The sequence below is a fragment of the Metasolibacillus sp. FSL H7-0170 genome, assembly GCF_038593115.1.
Taxonomy (GTDB): Bacteria; Bacillota; Bacilli; order Bacillales_A; family Planococcaceae; genus Metasolibacillus; species Metasolibacillus fluoroglycofenilyticus.
Map to the genome: position 1 here is coordinate 3282057 of NZ_CP151964.1, position 19762 is coordinate 3301818.

16 protein-coding genes are annotated in these 19762 nt (G+C 38.9%); 11 read left to right on the forward strand and 5 right to left on the reverse strand.

Annotation, left to right across the window (positions count from 1 at the left end):
• Nucleotides 1–96: 96 nt before the first annotated feature.
• From MHH70_RS15275 to MHH70_RS15290, 4 genes are all read right to left on the reverse strand, one after another.
• Nucleotides 97–3207, reverse strand: coding sequence for an ATP-binding protein (locus MHH70_RS15275; RefSeq protein WP_342473219.1), 3111 nt, complete (start codon nucleotides 3205–3207; stop codon nucleotides 97–99).
• A gap of 578 nt (nucleotides 3208–3785) precedes the next feature.
• Nucleotides 3786–5159 (reverse strand): 23S rRNA (uracil(1939)-C(5))-methyltransferase RlmD, encoded by a 1374-nt coding sequence (rlmD, locus tag MHH70_RS15280; protein WP_342471892.1) that lies wholly within the window; start codon nucleotides 5157–5159, stop codon nucleotides 3786–3788.
• Between the two features lie 65 nt (nucleotides 5160–5224).
• A complete protein-coding gene (locus MHH70_RS15285) occupies nucleotides 5225–6022 on the reverse strand; it encodes a polysaccharide deacetylase family protein (RefSeq protein ID WP_066164877.1) in 798 nt (265 codons plus the stop codon).
• A gap of 125 nt (nucleotides 6023–6147) precedes the next feature.
• A complete protein-coding gene (locus tag MHH70_RS15290; RefSeq protein WP_342471894.1) occupies nucleotides 6148–7047 on the reverse strand; it encodes a TIGR01777 family oxidoreductase in 900 nt (299 codons plus the stop codon).
• Nucleotides 7048–7143: 96 nt separating this feature from the next.
• Here MHH70_RS15290 and recX point away from each other — a divergent pair, with 96 nt between their 5' ends.
• The 3 genes from recX to MHH70_RS15305 are packed head-to-tail and all read left to right on the forward strand — an operon-like array spanning nucleotide 7144 to nucleotide 8535.
• On the forward strand, nucleotides 7144–7947 hold the full coding sequence (recX, locus tag MHH70_RS15295; protein WP_342471895.1) for a recombination regulator RecX: 804 nt from the start codon (nucleotides 7144–7146) through the stop codon (nucleotides 7945–7947).
• A complete protein-coding gene (locus tag MHH70_RS15300) occupies nucleotides 7947–8273 on the forward strand; it encodes a YfhH family protein (protein ID WP_066164886.1) in 327 nt (108 codons plus the stop codon). Before recX ends, MHH70_RS15300 begins: the two co-directional genes overlap by 1 nt.
• 1 nt (nucleotide 8274) lies before the next feature.
• Nucleotides 8275–8535: a YfhJ family protein gene (locus MHH70_RS15305; protein ID WP_107943665.1), complete on the forward strand. Its 261-nt coding sequence runs from the start codon at nucleotides 8275–8277 to the stop codon at nucleotides 8533–8535.
• 391 nt (nucleotides 8536–8926) lie between these two features.
• On the opposite strand, the gene MHH70_RS15310 is transcribed toward MHH70_RS15305, so the two are convergent.
• Nucleotides 8927–9913 carry a metal-dependent hydrolase gene (locus MHH70_RS15310; RefSeq protein WP_342471896.1) on the reverse strand — a complete coding sequence of 329 codons (987 nt, stop codon included), beginning with the start codon at nucleotides 9911–9913 and terminating at the stop codon, nucleotides 8927–8929.
• 247 nt (nucleotides 9914–10160) lie between these two features.
• Between MHH70_RS15310 and mutY the strand changes: the two genes are divergently transcribed.
• The 8 genes from mutY (at nucleotide 10161) to MHH70_RS15350 (ending at nucleotide 19760) form a co-directional block, all read left to right on the forward strand.
• Nucleotides 10161–11192, forward strand: coding sequence for an A/G-specific adenine glycosylase (gene mutY / locus MHH70_RS15315; protein ID WP_066164898.1), 1032 nt, complete (start codon nucleotides 10161–10163; stop codon nucleotides 11190–11192).
• 46 nt (nucleotides 11193–11238) lie between these two features.
• On the forward strand, nucleotides 11239–11406 hold the full coding sequence (locus MHH70_RS15320; protein ID WP_161485065.1) for a hypothetical protein: 168 nt from the start codon (nucleotides 11239–11241) through the stop codon (nucleotides 11404–11406).
• Nucleotides 11407–11642: 236 nt separating this feature from the next.
• Nucleotides 11643–12194, forward strand: a complete 552-nt coding sequence (locus MHH70_RS15325) for a DUF402 domain-containing protein (RefSeq protein ID WP_066164901.1) — start codon at nucleotides 11643–11645, stop codon at nucleotides 12192–12194.
• A 346-nt stretch (nucleotides 12195–12540) separates the two neighbouring features.
• A complete protein-coding gene (locus MHH70_RS15330) occupies nucleotides 12541–14286 on the forward strand; it encodes an ABC transporter ATP-binding protein (RefSeq protein ID WP_342471897.1) in 1746 nt (581 codons plus the stop codon).
• 316 nt (nucleotides 14287–14602) lie between these two features.
• Nucleotides 14603–15646, forward strand: coding sequence for an ABC transporter ATP-binding protein (locus MHH70_RS15335; RefSeq protein ID WP_066164907.1), 1044 nt, complete (start codon nucleotides 14603–14605; stop codon nucleotides 15644–15646).
• Nucleotides 15621–16589: a dipeptide ABC transporter ATP-binding protein gene (locus tag MHH70_RS15340; protein ID WP_066164910.1), complete on the forward strand. Its 969-nt coding sequence runs from the start codon at nucleotides 15621–15623 to the stop codon at nucleotides 16587–16589. The genes MHH70_RS15335 and MHH70_RS15340 overlap by 26 nt, the downstream gene beginning before the upstream one ends.
• Nucleotides 16590–16634: 45 nt before the next feature.
• On the forward strand, nucleotides 16635–18278 hold the full coding sequence (locus MHH70_RS15345; RefSeq protein ID WP_342471898.1) for an ABC transporter substrate-binding protein: 1644 nt from the start codon (nucleotides 16635–16637) through the stop codon (nucleotides 18276–18278).
• A 477-nt stretch (nucleotides 18279–18755) separates the two neighbouring features.
• Entirely contained in the window at nucleotides 18756–19760 is a 1005-nt protein-coding gene (locus tag MHH70_RS15350) for an ABC transporter permease (RefSeq protein WP_066164916.1), read from the forward strand.
• The last annotated feature ends 2 nt before the right edge of the window (nucleotides 19761–19762 follow it).

Below are 19762 nucleotides of genomic sequence, written 5' to 3' on the forward strand. Positions count from 1 at the left end.
ACAATTCATTTCAATACAAATATCTTTTTGAATAAAGATACATCATGTTAGTCAAGTATAAAAGAATCGTTGCATATGATTGATTACCATCGGACACTAGATTTTCACAACAAAGGATACTACTGTCCCTTGATTTGGTGCACTTTTAATTTGAAGACCTGTACCAAAAAGTCTCATTAATCGTTGATTCGTATTAATTAAACCAATGCTCGTCTGGTTATCATTCTTTCTTTCCAATAAGCTTTGTAATTGAGTATCATCCATACCAACACCATCATCTTCAATTGAAATCTCAACATAATCTTCATGAACAGATACTCTAATAACGATTTTCCCACCACTGATACGCTTCATAATTCCATGTCTTACGGCATTTTCTACTAAGGGTTGAATTGTCAGGAAAGGAATCTTGAGATCTTTATATTCATCCATTTTCCAAACAACCTGTAATCTATCGCCGAAACGCACTTGTTCAATATTCAGATAAGATCGCACAATATTTAATTCTTCTTCTATTGGGATTAACCCTTCAATATTTTGAAATTGAAATTTACTTCTTAAAAAATCGCTCAAATTATTTAGCATATCATTCATTTTATCTAAGTCGGTGGAACTTAATGCAATGACTGAATTTAATGTATTGAATAGAAAGTGGGGCTGAATTTGAGCTTGTAACCATGCAGCCTCTAATTGTAATTGTTCGCGAACTACTTTTTTTATAGTTGTGAGCGCCTTAACTCTCGATCTAAACTCCAACATTTCAACAGGCTTTGTCACATAATCGTTAGCACCAGCTAAAAAACCAGCTTGTATATTATTTGGCTCACTCCTAGCGGTAAGTAGTAAGATAGGGAGCTCTGTAGGTGAATAACGATTACGAATCTTCTTGGTTAACTCATAGCCAGACATCTGTGGCATCATGATATCAGAAATAACTAAACTAAATTCCTTTCCATCTAATTTCTCAAGAGCTTCTTTTCCACTCGTCGCGATAGTGATTTCATATTGTTCAACTGATAAAATCGATTGAAGCACTTGTAGATTAATCGGATCATCATCAACAATTAATATGGATGGCTGCGCGGACTTTGCCTCCATTAATGTCGTTTGATCTGTAGCAACTGATGTTTCTAGATTCGCCAAGTCGATGGAAGTTTCAATTACATGACTCTCAGACTTTCTTTGAAATGTGGTGTACTGACCTTTCATGGATGAAATATTTTTATTTTTTTCATACTCATCCAACGGGGCCAACTTTAGTGAGAAGGTGAACTTTGACCCTTTTCCAATTGTTGACGATACTTCTAGTTGTCCGTCATGCAGTTCAACTAATTGTTTACTTATATTCAAACCTAATCCAAGGCCGCCTTCATTCATTGCTTCATCTGCCGCTTGCTCATAAGGTTGAAACAAACGTTCCATAAAATTCTCGTTCATTCCTATCCCTGTGTCGGATATCATAATAAACGCTTTTTTATCCTCTACCTTAGCTTGAATGCAAATTTCACCTTCATTCGTGTATTTCACAGCATTGTGAAGTAAATTATAGATAATTTGATTGACCCGATTCTCGTCTGCAATCACAGGTGGAAAATCCTCTGGAATTTGATTAACAATTTTTACTGGCTTGACTTCAACAAGGAATTGCAGCATGTCGATTACACCAGTGACAATGGGCTGAATCGTAATATTTTTTTTCTGTAGACGCGGATACCCCTCCCTAAGGCTTGCGGCATCAAGTAAATCATTTAATAACAATGACATCCGCCGACCGACCGCTAAAATTGTTTCAAGTTCATGGACACTTCTGTTCTTTAATAGATGTCTTTCTCTATTTAATATTGATTGAGACATGTTAATCATCCCATGAAGTGGATTCTTAAACTCATGGGAGGTGTTCGCTAAAAATTCGTCTTTATGCTCATTCATTTTTTGTAATCTTAATGCAAGTTTCTCTGTTTCAGCATGCATTTTAAGATAATCCTTGAACCAAATGGAGGCAAAACAACCAATAGAAATAATCAAATCGAATGGGTAATGAACAATACTTATGCCCGCTTCTCTCCAATAGATACCCCAAATAAAATGGTGAATGGCTGCTGTAAAGGAAAGTAATAATAAAACGTTACCTGTGATATCTATATAAATTTTTTTAATTATCGCAAATAGCGCGACCGCAACTGCAAATCCTGCCAATAGATAATAAACAGGAAACAACATCATAATTTGAGTCGGAGATAAAAACAAAGTAATGATGGCCATCCCGATGCAGACAATCGAGTATATGTATGTCATAATCCGCCTATAAGACAGCTTAGAATGGTCTATGCACTGTAACAACGCAAAGGAAGCAATCGGAATTGTCACATTTGCTAAACGAAAATCCCACTCATATCCAACATTAAATAGTAGGTGAAATAATTTTTCATCATTGCTTATTAAATTCATTAACGTTATACATAACAAAAGCAAAGAAAAGGATAGCAGCTTTTTCTCACGATTTCCTAAAAAATATAGAACAAAGGCATAAACCGAGTGGATTAAGAATATTACTGAAGCTAATACTTGCATGGATAAAGACAAGTTTCTTTCAGTAGACATGGCCGCTTCTGAACCAAATTTTATCGATCGAATCATACCGCTTCGTCGAACATCTTTAAAATTTGCTGCTTGAATAACAATTTCAATTACACCATTTTCATCTGCTGTGAAGGTTGCTGAATAGGGCAAATTTTTTGCTTTGTATTCATCTTCAGTTTTACCTACTTGTCCTGACCCGGCCAAGTGTCGCCCATTAATATATAATTCAGAAGAACTACGTACACTTGGTACGTATAGACTGTAATTCATCCTCTCAGTCGGATTTACAATTATACGTAAGCGATAGGAACCATATCCATAAGGAGTTGATGCTCCATCATAAAGGCCCTCATTCCACCTACCTGGTACTTGAACAAGCTTCCTCTGTTGATTGCTTGAATTAGTTTGCGGTTCATCATCTATCAACCATTGTGACGGGTAAAACTCCCACTCCCCGTCAAGCAACAGAACTTCCTCCTCCTGCGTATTCCAATCCAGCAAATCCAATTGTCCATTCTCTATTTGCGTATGTGAGAGGTTTTGAAACGTAGCCTCCCATAAAATACGAGAGCCTGATAATATGAGTATAAATAATCCTATCATTATGAAAATATGTCTATTTTTCATATATGTTTTCGCAGAATCAACTCTGCCTCCCCTCTCTATCCAACTATCTTGGTTATTTACATGAAGCATTACTTGACCTAGTTTATTAATTAAAAATATTAATCAGTTTAAGCAATTACATTATATTATATTTTACTCAAATTCCATATAACAAGGAGTTGTCCAAGAAGCCTATTTTATTTTGACACCGCATTGAAATCAATGTTTTCATCGCTTCCCTTTTACTGAAGGATAGCGCTGCTAAAGCGAATGTTCATCAAATTTTTAAAAGAGGCGTTCTCTGTTTATCCCGTATTAACAAATTTGTTTGCGACGAGTAACCGCAGGAGCACAGACCCCCACTTCAAAATAGCAGATAAAATCAAGATGTTTAAGTGGGGAATCAAACAGCCTGTAAAAACTAAGAATGAGGCCAACACGATGTTGGTCACACAAGCGTTTTCGCAGGATGCGAAAACCCCCACTGATTGAAGGTTCACTTTATAGGAATCAACATTTTGCGAAACACCATCGCTACTGTCCGAAATGCTGGCTATGCACGGCTTTTTGGACAGCCACTTTGCAACATACATTTTATTTTACTTGCGTAATTCCATGTTACAAACAACCTCAACTTGTGCAGTCTGTGGGAACATATCAACAGGCTGCAAATATTCCACCTCATACAGCTTCGTTAATTGCTGTAAGTCCTTCGCTAATGTGGAAGGGTTGCAAGACGTGTAGACAAGACGCTTCGGCTTAATTTTTAAAACAGATTGGATGAAGCTTGCGTCCAACCCTGTACGCGGTGGGTCTACTGTAATAACATCTGGCGTGAAGCCTTCGCGACGCCAGCGGGCAAGCAAGTCTTCTGCTTTACCTACATAATAACGCGCGTGTTTGAAGCCGTGATTACGGGCGTTGCGCTTTGCGTCAGTTATGCTCTCTGGTACGATATCCATGCCGCGTACTTCCTTTGCATCACGTGCTAGCCATAAGCCAATCGTACCGACACCGCAGTAAGCGTCGACGATTGTTTCATTCCCAGTTAATGCTGCTGCTTTTTTTATTTCATTATATAAGTGCACTGTTTGCTTGGGATTAAGCTGGAAAAAGGCACGTGAAGATAAATCGAATGCTAATTCACCAAGCTCCTCGTGAATTGTTTCTTTCCCATCTAAAATAATTGTTTCATCCCCGAAAATAAGTGATGTTTTCTCACGATTAATATTTTGAGTAATTGATACAATAGATGGATCTAGCTTTTTCATACGTTCGATTAATTCCGCTTTATGTGGAAGCTCATTGCGTGTAGTTACAAGGCATACTTGTGTTTCACCTGTTCGAATACCTGTACGCACAACGATTGTACGTACTAATCCATTTAATGTTTTGCCATCATAAATAGAGATGCCGAGCTTTTGTAAAATTTTACGAGTGCCGACCGTAACTTTCGATGTGGCAGGGTGCTGCACGAGGCAATCATTAATATTAAGGAGCTTGTTGGAGCCTTCTGCGAAGAGTCCAGCATATACGCGCTTGCCTTCTTTTCGCACTTGAAATTGGCTTTTATTGCGGTAATGCCAAGGGTTATCCATACCGATTGTTGGGCGAATATTAGCGTTTGCTGCTACTTGCGGCACATATTTTTCGAGTGCTTGTATGACGATATCACGTTTATTTTTTAGCTGTGCCTCATAATTCATATGCTGAAGCTGGCAGCCCCCACATTCATCATAAACAGGGCAAGGAGCCTCTTGTCTATCAGTGCTTTTTTTACGAATTGCTAAAACTTCCGCCTCGGCAAAATTGCGTTGCAGCTTTGTTACTTTTACCGTTACTTCTTCCCCAGGTAATGCGCCTTTGACAAACACAACATTACGCTTGAAAAAGCCAACGCCCTCTCCATTAATGCCAAGTCTTTTAATTGTTAAAGGGAATTTTTGCCCAAGTGTCATTGTTATTTGGTTCATTGCTTTCACATCCTTATACGAGTTCATCCCACCATTATAACGCATGGTGGGATGAAAAAAAAAGATTAAGGTAATGTGACACCTTCATATTCAAGAACGAGGTCATCTAATGATTGAAATGTGTAGCCTTGAGCCTTTGCATCCTGTATAAATTTGGGCAATGCCTCGGCATTATCCTGTGCGACTGTATGCATTAAAATAACTGCGCCAGGATGTAGCTGCTGCATTAGGGCATCATAGGCATATTTATAGCCGCGGCGCTCATCCTTCAGCCAATCCTTAAAGGCAACAGACCAGAAAATATGACGATAGCCATACTCATTGCCTACCTTTAATAGCTGTTCATTAAATATTCCTTCTGGTGGTCGGGCATAATAAGTACGTTCAATACCTGTTAGCTCCTTTAACTTCTGATCAAACTTTTGCCATTCAGCGACCATTTCGCTATCAGAAAGTCGTGCCATATTTGGATGTCCATAAGAATGATTGCCAATTGTATGACCATCCGCCACCATGCGTTTTACTAAATCCGTGGCGCTCGTTAAATAATGCCCTGTTAAGAAAAAGGTTGCTGGGACATTTTCGGTAGCTAATGTGTCTAAAATACTTTCAGTAAAGCCGTTTTCGTAGCCGTTATCAAAGCTTAAATAAGCAATTTTTTCGTCAGGCTTTCCTTTGTAAATAGCCCCATATTTGTCAAGCAGTGCATCGAGCTGTGCGCCAGCCTGTGCGGGCTCGTTATTTGTTGAACGCTTAAAGCCCCAATGATATTCAGCTGCCTGTGCAGTAGAGTTTGTTGATAGCATAAATGTAACGATTGTTGCGCAAATAAGCATGATGCCTAAAAAATGATGTTTCCACATAGTCGTGCAAGCCTCCCTTTTCAATGTAGCATTTACAGGCTGTGCGCTAATAGCCTGTAAATGCCCGAACTAACAATCAGTAGTGCTGATTGAAGTTTCACTTTCTAAGTAGGTTGCACAAAAAGCTAAGACTTATACAAATCACGAAGTGCTTCTTCAAGTGTAGGGAATTGGAAAGTAAAGCCTGCTGCAACTAGCTTATCGGGCACAACATGTTGACCCTCTAGGACGAGCACACTTTTTTCACCAAGTGCAAGTTGGAGTGCAAAGCTTGGCACAGGTAACCAATGCGGTCTATTTAAAACGCGTCCTACTGTTTTTCCAAAGCTTTTCATCCGCTGTGCATGTGGTGCTGTAAAATTAATCGGACCTTCAAGTGAAGATGTTTCAATCAAATATAAAATAGCTCGTGCCGCATCATTGACATGAATCCATGACAGCCATTGCTTGCCAGAACCAATCGTACCACCAACAAACATTTTATAAGGCATAACGACTAATGGCAGTGCACCGGCGGTTTTATCTAAAATAACACCAAAACGAGCTAAACATGTGCGAATACCTAATTGTTTTGCAAGAAGTGCCTTCTGTTCCCAATCTGCCACTGTTTTTCCTAAAAAATCCTGTGCCCGTTGTGTTGATATTTCATTATATGTAGCCGTTGTAGAAATAGGATAAATACCGACAGCGCTCGCATTTACAATAACTTGAGGAGGTGCTCCTAGCTGCGTCACAATGCGTAGCATCTCTTCGGTAGCGGTCATGCGGCTATTATAAATTGCTTCTTTTTGTTCAGCGGTCCAACGTCCATCATTTAGAGAAACACCTGCTAAATTGACAAACGCCTCAATGCCTTCAAGCTGCTCAAGGGGCAATACACCATTTAACCATTGAACATAGTGTACGCCCTTTTCAAGCTTTGGCTGTCCACGAGTTAAAATGATGACTTCATGCCCTTGTTGTTGTAGCAAAGTTGTAAGTGTATGACCAACTAAGCCTGTACCACCTGCAATTGCAATTTTCATCGTAATCTCCTCCTTTTGCCTTTCATACTGTATTCGTGAAAGGTTGCAAAAAAACCTGTATACTAAAGATAATTCGTAGAAGAAAGGAAAGAAGGCATGTTTATTATTACGAAAATAGGGCGTCAAAAAAACAATGCAGAGCGCTATAATATTTATTTGAATGAAAAATATGCCTTTGCTGTAGACGAGGGAACGCTAATTCAATTTGGATTGACAAAAGGCAAGGTGCTTGAGCAATTTGATATAGATGAAATTACGTATGAGGATGAAATTGCTAAGGCGTTTAGCAAGGCATTGCATTTTTTAAGCTTTCAAATGCGTAGCGAATATGAAGTGAAAAAAAAATTGCTTGATGCAGGGCATGGGGAGGCTGTTGTTTTAGAGGCTGTTCGCAAGCTAGAACGGCTAGGGTTTTTAAACGATGAAACCTATTCGAAAGCCTTGCTAGAAACGAAGAAAAAAACAGCAAGTAAGGGGCCACGTGCAATCAAGCAGGATTTAATGAAAAAAGGGATTGATAAAAAGCTTCAAGAGCAGGTGTTACAAACGTTTACACATGAGGATCAGCTACAACTTGCCCTACAGCTAGCAGAAAAGGAAGTACGTGGAGGCAAAGGGCGAACGCCAGCTCAAATAAAGCAAAAAATACAAGATGTACTTGTACGCAAAGGATATTCGTTTACAATTGTACAAGAAGTGCTTGAACAAATAACGATTGAGCGACAAGATGAGGAGTGGCAGCATTTAATTGAAGAGCAGGGCGATAAAATTTGGCGTAAATATGCAGCGAAGCTCCAAGGCAGTGAGCTACATATGAAAGTGAAGCAGACACTTTATCAAAAAGGCTTTCCAATTGAAATTATTAATAGCTATATAAATCGTAAGGAGTATGAAGAGTAATGGAAAAAAATTATGCAGCTATGACAGAGCAGGAGTTGCGAGTAGAAATTGCGGCATTGAGAGAAAAGGCACGCAAGGCAGAGCAGCTAGGCATTATGAATGAGTTTGCCGTTTATGACCGAAAAGCAATTATGGCAGCATCTTATTTAGTGGATTTAGATAAAATCGTGCTCGGTGAAATGTACCGTATTGACGGTGCGCCGGGAGAGTTTTTTAAAGTTGACCGCTTAAAAGGACGCTTTGCTTGGGGGCATCGTCTAGGCAGTGAGCGCTATGAGGAAGCGTTGCCTGTAGCCATGTTATTGCCGATGAAGGTAGGGAAATAACATGGAGCAGCATATTGAAAAGTTAACAGCGCATTTGCTGAAAAAAAATCCAGCACTATCAAAAGGGCGTGCACGCACATGGGTCGAGTTGCTGTGGAGTGATTTTGAGGCAACTTCCGCAAAAGCGGGTTATGCGTTTCGGGGAGCCGACTATACGGCAAACCTTGTAAAGCAACTAATAGAGAGCTACGGTGACAAGCTACATGAATTTGCGGGCAAAAATCCAAAATATGCACATTTATTAGATAATAGTGATGAGTAAGGGTGACCCAAATGCCGGCAACTACACGGCATTTGGGTCGCTAGTGGTAGTATTTTTGTAAAATGTTTGGTTATGAAAATAGCGAGTGATTTCTTTGAAAAAGAGAGGAATCTGACTTTTGCAGTGTTTTCCTTAGTAAAAGGAGAGAGATAAAATTTTTTTGCAATGCTTTGCTAAAAAATTGTATTATTGGCATTTCCCCTAAGTGAAAAAAGGAGGACACTGTACACTATCAAAACAAATTGTTCTAGACTCTCACTTTAACAACAGGAGAAACATCGCTAGTCCCTATGTTTCTTTTATTTTCAAAGAAAGCTATAAGCAAACAGTTTCTCAAAGCACTACCGACAGTGTTCGAGAAGCCGACAATTGCACGACTTCTCGAACACCTTTAATCACTTGCCCCAATTTGTAGCTTCCTTTGCAGCTTATCCTCTGTGAAAATCCATCCAGTATATGATGTGATGATGTCTAAATCATTATTTAAGTGTGCTACAGCAACAAATGGATAGCGGTTATTGCTGCGATAGCGCAAATCAATTAGTCGCACCTCTGTTAAGTCATTGTCAAGCTCGGAAATTTCCCATCGATAAAGAGGGGAGAAAGAGACAAAGGCTGCTAAATTGGAATCGCTCAAAGCTTTTTCTATAAGCGGTGTTTTAGGTAGTGGATGAATTTCAAATTTATCATAAATATTGACTGTTCGTCCGTAAGCTTTTCCTACATAATAATGCGTTTTAGAGGCAGCTGCTACGCGCCAATTGAAAAAGCGCATTGTCGGTGCAACAATAACATATTCCTCATCCTGAATTGTCGCATGGACGGCTTTTTTAACGGCATTTTGCACGAAAAAGCGTAGAATATAGTATAGAAAAATAATAAAGTACATGATGCTGAACATTAAAACTGGGTTTGCCCCGAAGGCCCATAGCAAAAGACCAATACAATGAATTGTAAAAATAAATGGGTCAAATGTGTTGATAACACCTAATGCCACCCATTTTTTCGAGAATGGGCGTAATGCTTGTGTGCCGTAAGCGTTAAAAATATCAACGAAAACATGAAGAAAGACAGCAAGTTGAATCCAGAGCCATAAGTGAAAACTGTTGGCATCTTGGAAAATTAACGATAAAATAGCCGTTATGAGGAGAGGCCATAATAAAGTAGCGGGAATAGAATGAGTAATTCCTCGATGATGACGTATATATATAGCGTTATTACGCATTTTTAACACAGTATCAATATCGGGTGCTTGTGAACCGATAATTGTACCTACCATTACTGCAGTAAATGTGATGGAATGGTTTGCAACGACGGGGTCAGCTAGCGCTAAGCCGCCAAGTGCAATGCCCATAACTAAATGTGTACCAGAATCCAAAATTTATCATCTCCTTTTATTCCGCATTAACGGGCAGTAAAACTCCCACTTCAAGACTTAAGTGAAAATCGGCTTAAGGATAAGTGAGAGATCAACTGCCCGTAAAAGCCCGATTGGTTCAACTAACAATCAGTGGGATGAGGAAAACCTCCACTGATTGAAGTTTCACTTTATCTAAGGACATCTTATTACTTCTATCATATACCCTTTTTCAATGAAAGAAAATCTAAAATAAGCGGAGGAAACTGTGAATTACGAATATAAGCAACAATTTCGACACGCCTTAGTCGAATGGTTTAATAAAGAAAAAAGAGACTTACCTTGGCGACAGACGACAGAGCCTTACCATATATGGGTATCAGAGGTCATGCTACAACAAACACGTGTAGATACCGTTATTCCTTATTACAATCGTTTTATTGAGCGCTTTCCAACTGCCGAGACGCTTGCCTATGCACCCGAGCAGGAGCTTTTAAAAATGTGGGAAGGGCTAGGTTATTACTCACGTGCTCGCAATTTACAGGCAGGTGTACGTGAAGTTGTTGAAACTTATAATAGCGTTGTACCCGATAACCGAGCAGATATTTCCAAGCTAAAAGGTGTTGGTCCTTATACAGCAGGTGCCATTCTTAGTATTGCTTATGGCAAGCCAGAACATGCAGTCGACGGTAATGTAATGCGTGTTTTAAGCAGGGTATTACATATAAAAGAGGATATCGCTTTACAAAAAACGCGCAAAGTCTTTGAGGAGGCAGTTGATTTTTTAATTGACCCAGAAAATGCATCCTCCTTTAATCAAGGATTGATGGAGCTAGGCGCATTAATTTGTACACCGACTTCTCCTAAATGCTTATTATGCCCTGTACGCGAATATTGTATAGCATTTGAAGCAGGTGATGCAGCAGAGCTGCCTGTGAAAACGAAGAAAGTGAAAATGAAAGAACTTAATTATGATGTAATTGTTATTGAAAACAATGAGGGTAGCTATTTATTAGAGAGGCGACCAGAAAAGGGATTACTTGCTGATATGTGGCAATTTCCGATGTTGGAGCGAGGTAAAGAAAATATAACAGAAAAATATGGGGTGGAAATAGGTGAACAAAAGCCTATACTCCAGTTCAAGCATGTTTTTTCACATTTAACATGGCATATCGATAGCTATTACACAGTAGCAACAGCTATTTTATCTGAAAATAGGGAGTGGTTTACAAAGGAGCAAATAGCAAATTTGCCGATGCCCGTCCCAATGTTAAAAATTTGGTCAAAAATGGATGTATAAATCACTTTATCGCGCGCACAATAATGAGCACGGAGGTGATTTGAAGATGAAACGCAATCGTCAAAACAATGAGCAAGGGCAAAATCAAAACCCTACGCAACGCGAGGAGTTTGCAACAGAGCCAGATTTCCGCGAGATGGAAAAAAATAATCAATATGCTGGTAAACAGCAGCCGAAGAAAAGCTTTGGCAACCAAAACGAAGAAACGAAATAGTTATAAAAGAGGGGTGTCGGGAAAACAAAACTTTCCCGACGCCCTTCTTGCTTGTTTGGCCAATTTGTTGTTTTTAATAATTTTGTGTTTTCTCACTACACGTTTATCTGAACGATTGCTATAATAAAATATGAATGTTACATTATAATATAAATATTTATCTCGATTCAGAAGAAAATAGTCAGTAGGAGTCGAGGCAGAATTGCTTAATGGTGGACAAAAAGGTGGGCTTTGATATGGCATTACCAGTAGAAGGAGAAACGATACAAATACATAGCTACAAACACAATGGTCGCATTCATCGTATCTGGCAGGAGACGATGGTGCTAAAGGGAACTAAAAATGTCGTTATTGGCGCAAATGAAAAGACCCTTGTAACAGAATCAGATGGGCGAACTTGGTTGACGAGAGAGCCGTCGATTTGTTATTTTCATGCAGAGCATTGGTTTAATATTATTTGTATGCTACGCGAAGATGGTGTGTACTATTATTGCAATATGAGTTCACCATTTGTATATGACAGCAATTCCCTTAAATACATCGATTACGATTTAGATGTAAAGGTTTTCCCGGATATGTCATACACATTACTAGATGAGGACGAGTATGAAGAGCATAAAACAGCAATGGCTTATCCTGAAGTAATTGATAAAATTTTAAAGCGTAATGTAGCCAAGCTAATAAGCTGGATTCAACAGCGCAGAGGTCCATTTGCACCTGATTTTATCGAAGTATGGACAAATCGCTATCATCTAAACCGTGAAATTCAAGGGGAAAATAGGTCATAATAGGCGTCCGAAAAGCGTGCTAAAGCACTGCTTTTCGGACGTTTCGTTTGTATTTTATCCCGCATTAACGGGCAGTAAGCCTCCCACTTCAAGACTTGAGTGAAATCGGGTTAATAATAAGTTGGAGAATAACTGCCGGTAAAAGCCCGAATGGTTCAACTAACAATCAGTGGGGAGAACACCCACTGATAGAAATTTCACTTTATCTTGATTTAGCAAATCTTCAACCGCAGGAGCAAGCGTCTTTTAGTACTGAAAGCGAATCGCCAGATACAGATTTTCTTTTAAATTTGTTATAATCAATATTTAGACAATCGAAGTATTAAAAAAGGAAGTGGAGAAGCACTTGGACAGTATGAAAAGATATATGCGCTTTGTGAAGCCATATACTTTGGAATTGATATTAACAATTATTATTGGTGTTTTAAAATTTGCAATCCCATTATTCATTCCGTTGCTTATACAAATTGTGATTGATGATATTATTGGCTCGGATACACTAACAAGGGCGGAAATGACGAAGCAGCTTGTTTATTGGCTAGGTGGAACATTAATTGTGTTCTTTATTATTCGCCCACCAATTGAATATTATCGTCAATATTTTGCACAAAATATTAGCAATAAGGTGTTATTTGATATTCGTAAGGAATTGTATACACATTTGCAAAAATTAAGCTTAAAGTATTATTCAAATACACGAGCAGGGGAAGTTATTTCGCGAGTTATTAATGATGTTGAGCAGACAAAAAACTTTGTGATGATTGGCTTAATGAATTTATGGCTTGACTTGGTAACGATTTTGATTGCCGTAGCGATTATGCTAACGATGGATGTGAAGCTTACATTAGTCGCACTTATTTCCTTCCCACTTTATGCGTTCAGTGTGAAATACTTTTTCGGTAAATTACGTGATTTAACACGTAAACGTTCGCAGGCACTAGCAGGTGTACAAAGTTATTTGCATGAACGTGTAGCAGGAATTAGCATTATTAAAAGCTTTACTTTAGAGCGCCATGAGCAAAAAATATTTGATGAGACGAATGGAGAGTTTTTAAATAAAGCGCTAGACCACTCAAAATGGAATGCAAAATCATTCGCAGTCGTTAATACGATTACAGATATTGCACCGCTATTAGTCATTGCTTATGCAGGCTATCAAGTAATACATGAAAACCTATCGCTCGGTGTGATGGTCGCATTCATCGCTTATATTGAACGTCTATATGGTCCGTTGCGCCGACTTGTAAGCTCTTCAACTACATTAACACAATCGATTGCATCGATGGATCGTGTATTCGAATTGTTTGATGAAAAATATGATATTGTCGATAAAGAGCTCGCTCAGCCTTTAAAAAAGGTAGCGGGGGAAGTGGCATTTAAAGATGTTATTTTCCGCTATGAAGATGAGGGGCAAAACGTTTTACGAAATATCAATTTTACAATTAAAGCTGGTGAAACAGCAGCCTTTGTAGGAATGAGCGGTGGAGGGAAATCAACGATTGTTAGCTTGATTCCAAGGTTTTACGATGTGAAATCGGGTGCTGTAGTAATCGATGGTATGAATGTGCAAGATGTGACACTTGAATCACTACGCTCGCAAATTGGTATTGTATTGCAGGATAATATTTTATTCAGCGACTCTGTTAAGCATAACATTTTAATGGGGAAACCAGATGCTACAGAGGAAGAAATTATTGCGGCAGCTCAGGCGGCAAACGCTCATGACTTCATCATGAATTTGCCAAATGGCTATGATACGCAAGTCGGTGAGCGCGGCGTCAAGCTATCTGGTGGGCAGAAGCAACGTATTGCCATTGCTCGTGTATTTTTGAAAAACCCTCCGATTCTTATATTGGATGAGGCGACATCCGCGCTTGACTTAGAAAGTGAAGCATTAATCCAAGAATCGCTAGAGCGTCTAGCACATAATCGCACAACGATTATTATCGCTCATCGCCTTTCAACAATTACACATGCAAATAAAATTTACGTTATTGAGCATGGACAACTTGTCGAAGAAGGTAATCATGAGCAATTGATGCAGCAGCAGGGCGCTTATTATAGTTTGTTTCAAGTGCAAAAACTTGAATAATAGCTACATAGCATATAGCTAGACATAAAATTCGTGTGAGAAAAACCTTACACGAATTTTTGTTTTAAGGATGATATATAGTAAGTTGAATATGTATATACCTCGCAATTATAGGGATTTGCACGGAGCACGAAATTCTAAAAAGGATTTCGTATTTTTTTGTAGAATAATAGTTACAGAATTTTCTGTACAATGAAGGTGAAATAGAATATTATGAAATAACTAACTATTCGAAAAAATGAATAATTTAATTAAGTTTTCAAAATAGATGGTTTACATACTATTTTATGTATTTTATGAATAAGGGGGCAGCTAGATGAGCCGAAAGCAAATTCTTGAGGTGAAAGATTTAGAGACGAGTTTCTTTACAGACGATGGAAGGATTGCCGCCGTCGATCACATTAGCTTTTCTGTAGAGGAAGGTGAAATTCTAGCTATAGTGGGGGAATCAGGCTGTGGTAAAAGTGTTACCTCATTATCGATTATGGGGTTAGTGCCAAGCCCGCCGGGGAAAATTACAAACGGTGAAATATTACTTGATGGTAAAAATTTAGCGACACTTTCTGAAAAAGAAATGCGAAAAATTAGAGGAAGAGATGTTGCAATGATATTTCAGGAGCCCATGACATCGCTAAATCCGCTATTTACAATTGGCAATCAAATGATTGAAGCGATACGTATTCATAATAAAAAATGGACGAAAAAACAAGTTAAAGATAGAGCGATAGAAATGCTGAAGTTAGTTGGCTTACCACGTGCAGAAGAGCTGCTAAGCTCATACCCGCATCAGCTATCCGGGGGGATGCGTCAAAGGGTTATGATTGCTATGGCGCTTGTTTGTGACCCAAAGGTATTGATAGCGGATGAGCCTACAACAGCTTTAGATGTAACAATTCAAGCGCAAATTTTAAAGCTCATGAGAGATTTGAATAGAAGATTGCAAACGGCTGTTTTATTAATTACGCATGATTTAGGAGTTGTGGCAGAAACATGTGAACGCGTTATTGTCATGTACGCAGGACAAATTGTAGAGCAAGCACCTGTTCAAGAAATTTTTAATAATCCACAGCACCCATATACGAAAGGGCTAATTCAGTCAGTGCCAGATATGCGCTATAAAAAGGATGCATTGTATTCCATTCCTGGCAATGTGCCAAAACCTGGCTCTATTGAACAAGGCTGTCGTTTTGCACCGCGCTGCGCCTACGCCTTCCCACGTTGTAGTGTCGAAAATCCAGAACTTTATAGTAAAAAGAAAGCGCATACAGCGCGCTGCTTTTTACTAGATTCAGAGCATGAAGCAGTGCTTCAGCCAGAGGTGGGGGGACATGTCAATGACGAACGTATTATTGAAAGTTGAGAATTTAACGAAATATTTTCCGATTCGTGCAGGTATGTTAGCACGAAAAGTTGGAGATGTGAAAGCAGTTGATGACATATCATTTGAAGTATACGAAGGTGAAACATTAGGGATTGTGGGAGAATCAGGATGTGGAAAGTCGACAACAGGGCGCGTGATTATGCGGCTGCATGAGCCGACAGGTGGGAAAGTCACTTTTGATGGGGTGGAGTTAACCTCCCTTTCAGGTGAGGAGATGCGAAAGGCTAGGCGCGATATTCAAATGGTATTTCAAGACCCATACGCTTCGCTAAATCCACGTCATACGATAGAGAAAATTTTGGAAGAGCCTTTAATTGTTCATGGTATCGGAAATGCAGAAGAACGTAGGCGTAAAGTAATCGAATACTTAGAAGTAGTAGGCTTAAGCGCATACCATGCGAAACGCTACCCGCATCAATTCAGTGGAGGGCAGCGCCAGCGTATTGGTATTGCCAGAGCACTAATGACAAATCCGAAACTCATCATTGCAGATGAGCCAGTATCGGCACTCGATGTATCAATTCAGGCACAAGTATTAAATTTAATGCAAAAGCTGCAAGAAGATTTAAAACTAACATATATTTTTATTGCACATGATTTAGGTGTTGTCCGCCATATTAGTGATCGTGTGGGAGTAATGTATCTTGGCAGAATGGTGGAGCTAGCAAATAGTGAAGATTTATATGCAGAGCCGCTACATCCTTATTCACAAGCATTGCTCTCCGCTGTGCCGATACCAGATCCTAGCTATGAGCGTGAGCAGGTTATTTTAACAGGGGACATCCCGAGTCCGTCTAATCCACCGACGGGCTGTGCTTTCCATACACGCTGTCCTATGGCGATGGATATTTGTAAGCAAGAAATTCCACAATTTAAGCAAGTTAAATCTGGTCATTCTGTTGCCTGTCATTTATATAAATGATAGATAACGATGATAATAGATATAAAAAATTTAGGAGGGGTTCATTTGAAAAAGAATTTTTGGCTACTTGGTTTATTGTTATTAGTACTTTCTATCTTTTTAGTAGCTTGCGGTGCTGACAAAACAGATGGAGACAATAGCTCGTCATCAAATACTGACAATACAGATAATACGGATAACACAGATGATGGCAATGAAGAAACTTCATCGAAGCCTCAAATTTTAGTATTTGGTCGCGGGGGAGATTCTGTTTCTTTAGATCCAGCAATCGTAACAGATGGTGAATCATTTAAAGTAACACAAAATCTTTTTGAAACATTGTTAAACTTTGGTGAGCAAGATACGACAATTCACCCGGGTTTAGCAACGAAGTGGGATATTAGTGATGATGGTTTAACATACACATTTGAGTTACAGCAAGGTGTTAAATTCCACGATGGGACAGATTTCAATGCAGAAGCAGTCGTGAAAAATGTTAATCGCTGGAAAGGTGGAACAGAGGAAGATTTCTACTATTTCAACTCGATGTTTAAAGCAGAGGGGCAAGATATTATTACAGATGTAAAGGCGGAGGGCGATTATACAGTTGTATTCACACTATCACGTCCACAAGCGCCATTCTTGAAAAATCTTGCGATGAGTCCATTTGGTATCGCCTCACCAACTGCATTTGAGGCGTCGGGCGATAAATTTGGCGATGACCCAGTAGGAACAGGTCCATTTAAGTTTGTAGAATGGAAGCGCAATGATTCTATTACAATTGAAAAATTTGCAGATTACTGGCAAGACGGGCTACCGAAGCTTGATAAAGTTATTTTCCGTTCAATTCCAGATAATTCAGCGCGCTTGAATGCTTTAACAGCAAATGAAATCGATTTAGCAGATGGTATTAATCCATCAGATGGTGCAAATATTGAATCGAATGCAAACTTACAATTAATTGAGCGACCATCTATGAATATTGGTTACTTAGGATTAACAAGCACACGTAAGCCTTTTGATAATAAATTAGTACGTCAAGCAGTAAACTATGCGATTGATAAGCAAGGTATTGTCGATGCGTTCTTTGAAGGGCGTGCACAAGTGGCGAAAAATCCAATGCCACCTTCAATTAGTGGCTATAACGACGATATTGAAGGATATCCATATGACCCAGAAAAAGCGAAAGCATTATTAGCTGAAGCAGGCTATGATGGAACACCGATTGAACTATGGGCGATGCCTGTACCACGTCCATACATGCCTGATGGTGCAAAAGTAGCTGAAGTTATCCAAAAAAATCTTGCGGATATCGGTATGCCAGCGAAAATCGTCACATATGAATGGGCTACGTATTTAGATAAAGCAAAAGATGGGGAAGCAGATGCATTTATGTTGGGATGGACTGGTGATAATGGGGATGCTGATAACTTCATTTATACATTACTAGATGAAGACAATATCGGTAGCAACAACTATTCATACTTCAAAAATGCAGAAACACATAAATTATTAATTCAAGCACAATCTGAAACAGATGAAGATGTGCGTATTGAGCTATACAAAAAAGCACAGGAAATTATTCATGATGAAGCACCTTGGGTTCCGTTAGCGCACTCGACGCCATTACTTGCTGCGAAAGCAGAAGTAAAAGGCTTCTTACCGCATCCAACAGGCTCTGACAAATTATTAAATGTATCAATTGAGTAGTGAGATAGGGGGGCTGACCAAAAAGCCGTGCATAGCCGGCATTTTGGTCAGTAGCGATGATGTTTTATAAAATCTTGACACCTATAAATAGAGAACGCCTCTTTTAAATTGAGATGAACACTGGCTTTAACAGTGTTTGTCTCCAGTAAAGTGGAGTGATGAAAACCTTTATTTTAATGCGGTGTCAAAACAAAATGGAATTTTCAGACGCCCCGATTTTCTAGATGCATCTGCATGAAAACGAAATACTATCAACCTTGCAGAAAAATTGTAAAAAAAGTTGAAATTACTTTTAAACAATTTAAGTTAAAATTAAAAGTAAATTATTCAGTGTTAACTTTTCAAAGGGTGTATTCATTTTTCTAAATGGTGAATGTTTTAATGCAATTACAACTTGATGTCTGAAAAGTGGTACACCAGTCTGCTTTTCGGACAACTGTATATAGACAACAAGATTTTATAGAGGGGTGAAGAATCATGCTTCACTACATTGGCAAACGCTTATTGCATTTAATTCCGGTTCTTCTTGGAATGACGTTTATTGTATTTTTAATTATTCGAGCGATTCCTGGTGACCCAGCCCAAGTAATTTTAGGACAGCAGGCAACGGCTGAAGCAATTGCAGCATTGCGTGAGAAACTAGGTTTAAATAATCCTTGGTACATACAATACTTTGATTATTTAAAAGGTATTTTAACAGGTGATTTAGGTGAATCATTAAGAACTAGACAGGAGATTGTATCGGAAGTATGGCCCTATTTAGCGGCGACATTTGAGCTTGCTATTTTTGCAATGATTATTGCTGTTATTGTCGGAATGAATGCAGGGATTATTTCAGCATGGTTTCAAAATTCATGGTTCGATTATATTGCGATGGTTGTAGCGCTAATTGGCGTATCTATGCCAATTTTCTGGCTAGGTTTAATGGAACAATGGATTTTTAGTATTAATTTAGGATGGCTACCAACATCCGGGCGAGAGGAAGTACGTGATCCTGTATCGGCAATTACGCATTTATATTTAATTGATACGTTGTTGCAAGGTCGCTTTGATCAATTTGTCGTATCGTTAAAACATTTAATTTTACCTGGTGCCGCACTGGCGACAATTCCGACTGCTATTATTGCACGTATGACGAGAGCTTCAATGTTAGAAGTAATGCGCTCAGATTTTGTGCGAACTGCACGTGCAAAAGGACAAAAAATGTTTGTTGTTATTTATAAACATGCATTGAAAAATGCACTAATTCCAGTGCTGACGATTGTCGGACTCCAAACAGGGATGCTATTAGGTGGGGCAATTTTGACAGAAACCATTTTTAGTTGGCCAGGTATAGGACGCTATATTTACGAGGCGATTGGCTACCGTGATTATCCTGTTATCCAGTCAGGGATTTTAATCGTAGCATTTTTATTTATCATGATTAATTTAATCGTTGATATTTTGTATACAGTGATTGATTCAAGGATTAAATACAACTAGGA

Bases quoted from the DNA above. Each gene is read 5' to 3' on its own strand.
- MHH70_RS15285 (WP_066164877.1), bottom strand. From the start codon at position 6,022: ATGTGGAAACATCATTTTTTAGGCATCATGCTTATTTGCGCAACAATC.
- MHH70_RS15325 (WP_066164901.1), top strand. From the start codon at position 11,643: ATGGCATTACCAGTAGAAGGAGAAACGATACAAATACATAGCTACAAA.
- MHH70_RS15350 (WP_066164916.1), top strand. From the start codon at position 18,756: ATGCTTCACTACATTGGCAAACGCTTATTGCATTTAATTCCGGTTCTT.
- MHH70_RS15275 (WP_342473219.1), bottom strand. From the start codon at position 3,207: ATGAAAAATAGACATATTTTCATAATGATAGGATTATTTATACTCATA.
- MHH70_RS15290 (WP_342471894.1), bottom strand. From the start codon at position 7,047: ATGAAAATTGCAATTGCAGGTGGTACAGGCTTAGTTGGTCATACACTT.
- rlmD (WP_342471892.1), bottom strand. From the start codon at position 5,159: ATGAACCAAATAACAATGACACTTGGGCAAAAATTCCCTTTAACAATT.
- MHH70_RS15300 (WP_066164886.1), top strand. From the start codon at position 7,947: ATGGAAAAAAATTATGCAGCTATGACAGAGCAGGAGTTGCGAGTAGAA.
- MHH70_RS15335 (WP_066164907.1), top strand. From the start codon at position 14,603: ATGAGCCGAAAGCAAATTCTTGAGGTGAAAGATTTAGAGACGAGTTTC.
- MHH70_RS15340 (WP_066164910.1), top strand. From the start codon at position 15,621: ATGACGAACGTATTATTGAAAGTTGAGAATTTAACGAAATATTTTCCG.
- recX (WP_342471895.1), top strand. From the start codon at position 7,144: ATGTTTATTATTACGAAAATAGGGCGTCAAAAAAACAATGCAGAGCGC.
- MHH70_RS15320 (WP_161485065.1), top strand. From the start codon at position 11,239: ATGAAACGCAATCGTCAAAACAATGAGCAAGGGCAAAATCAAAACCCT.
- MHH70_RS15305 (WP_107943665.1), top strand. From the start codon at position 8,275: ATGGAGCAGCATATTGAAAAGTTAACAGCGCATTTGCTGAAAAAAAAT.